Source organism: Bradyrhizobium sp., from assembly GCF_016462955.1.
Classification (GTDB): domain Bacteria; phylum Pseudomonadota; class Alphaproteobacteria; order Rhizobiales; family Xanthobacteraceae; genus Bradyrhizobium.
In genome coordinates this window covers 4,534-8,803 of record NZ_JAEMSD010000287.1, presented here as the reverse complement: position 1 = coordinate 8,803, position 4,270 = coordinate 4,534, and the positions used below count along the sequence as shown (strand labels likewise).

Below are 4,270 nucleotides of genomic sequence, written 5' to 3'. Positions count from 1 at the left end.
ACGAAGTTCACCGAGGTCGGTTATGTCGGCCGCGACGTCGAGCAGATCATCCGCGATCTCGTCGAGGTCGGGATCGCCCAGGTGCGCGAACGCAAACGCAAGGACGTGCAGGCGCGCGCCCAGCTCGCGGCCGAGGAACGCGTGCTCGACGCGCTGGTCGGCGCCAATGCGAGTTCGGCGACGCGGGAGTCGTTCCGCAAGAAGCTGCGGGCCGGCGAGCTCAACGACAAGGAGATCGAGATCGAGACGCAATCGTCCGGCGGCGGCATGCCGATGTTCGAGATCCCGGGCATGCCGGGCGCGCAGATGGGCGCGATCTCGCTCGGCGACATTTTCGGCAAGCTCGGCGGTCGCAGCAAGACGCGGCGGCTGACGGTCGAAAGCTCGCACGAGATCCTGGTCAACGAGGAATCCGACAAGCTGCTGGACACCGAGCAGCTGACCCTGGAGGCGATCAGCACGGTGGAGAATAACGGCATCGTGTTCCTGGACGAGATCGACAAGATCTGCGCACGCGACGGCCGGGTCGGCGGCGACGTCTCGCGCGAGGGCGTGCAGCGCGATCTCTTGCCGTTGATCGAGGGCACCACGGTCTCGACCAAGCACGGCGCGGTCAAGACCGACCACATCCTGTTCATCGCCTCCGGCGCCTTCCACGTCGCAAAGCCGTCCGACCTGTTGCCGGAATTGCAGGGCCGCCTGCCGATCCGCGTCGAATTGCAGGCGCTGACCCGCGACGACATGCGCCGCATCCTGACCGAGCCCGAGGCTTCGCTGATCAAGCAATATGTCGCGCTGATGCAGACCGAGGGCGTGACGCTCGACATCACCGACGGCGCCATCGACGCCCTCGCCGACATCGCGGTCGCCGTCAATTCCACCGTCGAGAACATCGGCGCGCGGCGGCTCCAGACCGTGATGGAGCGGGTGCTGGACGAGATCTCCTTCACCGCCCCCGACCGCAACGGCGAGACCGTCCGGCTCGACGCGGACTACGTGCAGAAGCATATCGGCGACCTCGCCAAGAACGCGGATCTGAGCCGGTTCATTTTGTAATTTTGGATCAGTCCGCTATGGATGCGGCGTGACCCTCCGCATCCTGCAACATCCCTGGCGGCTCCTGCTCGCGATCAACGCGGCGGTCATCGTTGGCGTCTTCGTCCACAAGATCCAGCTGCCGCCTTATGTCCCCTACATCCACCTCCTGGTCGACTATCATTTCGGCTTCATCAAACGCGCGTTGATCGGGGCAATCGTCGCGCTGTTCACCGACAAGGTGCCGGTCTGGCTGGTGTTCGCGCTCGGCGGAGCGACGTGGTCGGTGACGCTCGCGCTGTATGCGCGGCTCTTCCGGAAGACGTTCGGCTTCTCCGCGAGAACGCTGCCGCTGTTCGTCTTCACCGCAGGCTCGCCGTTCTTCTTGAAGAACTTCATGCACACGCTCGGCCATTTCGACATCTATGGTTGCGCGCTCGCCATCGTCCTGCTGCTAATGCCGGCAAGCTCGCTGCTGTTCGTGGCGACAGCCGCGCTGTTCGCGATCGTCCTCGTGCTGATCCACCACATCCATCTCTTGATGTATGTGCCGACCATCATCACCATCGTCGTGTTCAGGCACTACCTTTCTCACAGCTGCAACCGCGCCAGCGTGGCTTTCGGCATCGTCGCCCTCGCCCTCGTCGCCGCGCTGTTCTTCGCCGCGCAGTTTTGGGGAACGATGCCGATCCCCGAAGCGGACTTCGTCGCATATCTGAAAGCACGGATGGCCGATCCATCCCGCACCGATCTCCTACAATTCGCCTATATCTGGTACCAGCCGCTGGCGAAGGAAATTGCCGATACCTGGGGGCGCCTGCCGCACAATAGTCTCGGCGTGCCCGTGTTCGCTCTCTTGATCTGGCTGCACTTACCGCTGTGGCGTTTCTTCGCAAACCTGATCGGCGCACTCGCAAGCGAGATGCACCGCCGCCTCGTCATTGCGGCGCTGATTGGCATCAGCCTGGCCTATGTCGTGATGTTCGCAATGGTGTTCGACTATTCGCGCTGGATCTCGAACTGGGCAGTCTGCATGTTCCTGATCCTGCACGTCGTGAAGATGCTGCCGGCAAAGCATGAAGCTGCGCTGATCCCGGCGGAGGATCGGAAGACCAACATTTTCGGCCTGATCATCACGCTGATCCCACGCGTCGGAATTGTCCGGCCGTTTTAGGCGCAATCACAGCCCCGGAGACGGTGCGCTCCCTCTCCCGCTTGCGGGAGAGGGCTGGGGAGAGGGTGTCTCCGCGCTGGGATTATCGAGATTAACTGAGGACGTCTCAGTGCGGCGAGAGCCCTCACCCGCCGCGCTTCGCGCGTCGGCCTCTCCCGCAAGCGGGAGAGGCAAGAAAAGCCGCTACCCTCTCGCCCGCCTGATCCGCACATACAGCGCGCCCTCGCCGCCGTGGCCGATCGCGGCTTGCTCGAAGCCGACGACGAAGGCGCGGAATTCCGGCAGGCTCAGCCATTCCGGCACCTGGCGGCGCAGCACGCCGCTTTCGCCGCCGCTGCGGCCCTTGCCGGTGATGACGAGCACGAAGGTCAGACCGTCGTCATGGGCACGGTGCAGGAAGCCGGCCAGCGCGCGATGGGCGCGCATCTGGGTCATGCCGTGCAGATCGAGCCGCGCCTCGATCTCGCTGCGGCCGCGCGAGAGCTTGGTCCGCTCGCGCTTGCCAAGCGGCGCAAGGGGCGGGACAGACGGTTTGGTCACGCGCGGCGCCGGCGCGGCCCCGATGGGGCGCGGCGATAACGCGGGCCGCACGCTCGGCACGGCGGCCGAGGCTTCGGGATTCGGCGCGGCATGCGGTTTCGTAACGCGGTGCTTTCGCAGCGGTTTGACATGCCTTGCAACGAGATCCCACAGCTCGCGCTCGTCCTCGCTCAGCGGGCGGCGGCGCGGCGAGGGGCGGGGCTCCAGCACAGGCGGACGGGACGATCGCTTCATTGCTGTCGAGGAGGACGATTCTTCACCGGGCGGCGCGGTTCGGAGACAGGCTCGATCGCGGGACGCGGCACAGGTAGCGGGATGGGGCCGGCAATCGCAACCGTCTCCGTCTTGTCTTGAGGCGCGGCGGCCGCAGGCGTGTCTGCCTTGGCCGGGACGGTCTGCGGAAACAGTTTTGCGATCTTCTCCGCGGGGCGCGGGTCCGGGATCGGCAATTTCGCGGCGAGCGGGGCTGGATCGAGGCTCTTCGGCACCAGCATCACGAATTGCATGGGATGGCGTAGCCGCCCCGAGACGCGGCCGGCTTCCGCCCCGGCGCCGAAAAACAAATCGGCGCGGGCGGGCCCGATGATGGCCGAACCGGTGTCCTGCGCGATCATCAAGCGGTTGAACGGCGTCCTGGCGCGTTCGGATTCGATCGGCAGTTCGCCTTCGATGAAGAACGGCGTGCCGTAGACATGCAGCGCCTTGTCGACCGCAATCGAGCGGCCGGCCGTCAACGGAATCCCCTGCGCGCCCACCGCTTCGTCCTTATCGGAGAGATTGACCTCGCGGAAGAAGATGTAGGCGCGGTTCGCACGGCGCAGCTCCTTGGCGCCGTCAGGGTTCTGCGTCATCCATTCCCTGATCTTCTGCATCGACATCTCTTCCCTCGGGATGATGCCGCGCTCGATCAGGATGCGCCCGACGGCCGTGTAGGGATAGCCGTTATAGGCGTCGTAATTGAGCCGGACCGAGCTGCCGTCGTCGAACTTGATGCGCGCCGAGCCTTGGATCTGGGCGAACAACAGATCGGTCGGATCCTTCAGCCAGGCGATTTCCAGCCCGCGGCCGGCGATCTTGCCGTCCTCGATCTCGCCGCGATCGTAATAGGGCACCAGCTTGCGGCGGCCGATCTTGCGATAGACTGGCCCCTTGTTCGGCAGGCTGAGCGAATCCTGCTTGTAGCCGCGCACGAACAGGTTCGACGGACGTCGATAGACCGGCACGGTGTAGACGTCGGTCTGCGTGCGCGACCCCTCCAGCACCGGCTCGTAATAGCCGGTGACGAACCCCGCGGGCTCGCCGAGGCGCGAGATGCGCAGCGGCGTGAAGTTCTCCTCGAAGAAGGATTTTGCCTTGGCGTCGTCGGCGAGATCGAGCGTCTTGGCAGCCCCGCAGGGCTCGTTGAGAGAGCCGGCCAAAGCCTTGCCGTCGGCGGCGCCGTTCTTGGCCTCGGCGTTCTTGGCCTCGGCCGCGCCGTTATGCGCATTGATCGGGCGGCAGCTGGCGCGGTAAGTCTTGTAG

The 4,270-nt window shown here is 65.1% G+C and carries 4 protein-coding genes; 2 read left to right on the top strand and 2 right to left on the bottom strand.

Features of this window, described 5'->3' with window-relative positions; all coding sequences use genetic code 11:
• Together hslU and JHD07_RS24990 are read left to right on the top strand one after the other, a co-directional pair.
• A partial coding sequence (hslU, locus tag JHD07_RS24995) for an ATP-dependent protease ATPase subunit HslU (RefSeq protein WP_291626879.1) occupies window positions 1-1,056 on the top strand: 1,056 nt, incomplete at its 5' end.
• A 28-nt stretch (window positions 1,057-1,084) separates the two neighbouring features.
• Window positions 1,085-2,209 (top strand): hypothetical protein, encoded by a 1,125-nt coding sequence (locus JHD07_RS24990; protein WP_291626878.1) that lies wholly within the window; start codon window positions 1,085-1,087, stop codon window positions 2,207-2,209.
• Window positions 2,210-2,392: 183 nt separating this feature from the next.
• Here JHD07_RS24990 and JHD07_RS24985 read toward each other — a convergent pair whose 3' ends face one another.
• Together JHD07_RS24985 and JHD07_RS24980 are read right to left on the bottom strand one after the other, a co-directional pair.
• A complete protein-coding gene (locus JHD07_RS24985; protein WP_291626877.1) occupies window positions 2,393-2,983 on the bottom strand; it encodes a Smr/MutS family protein in 591 nt (196 codons plus the stop codon).
• Window positions 2,980-4,270, bottom strand: a 1,291-nt coding sequence (locus JHD07_RS24980) for an MltA domain-containing protein (protein ID WP_291626876.1), incomplete at its 5' end; no start/stop codon positions are given. The genes JHD07_RS24985 and JHD07_RS24980, both read right to left, overlap by 4 nt.

What these genes read in the sequence shown, in the direction of transcription:
- JHD07_RS24985 (WP_291626877.1), bottom strand. Translation starts at nt 2,983, where the DNA reads ATGAAGCGATCGTCCCGTCCGCCTGTGCTGGAGCCCCGCCCCTCGCCG.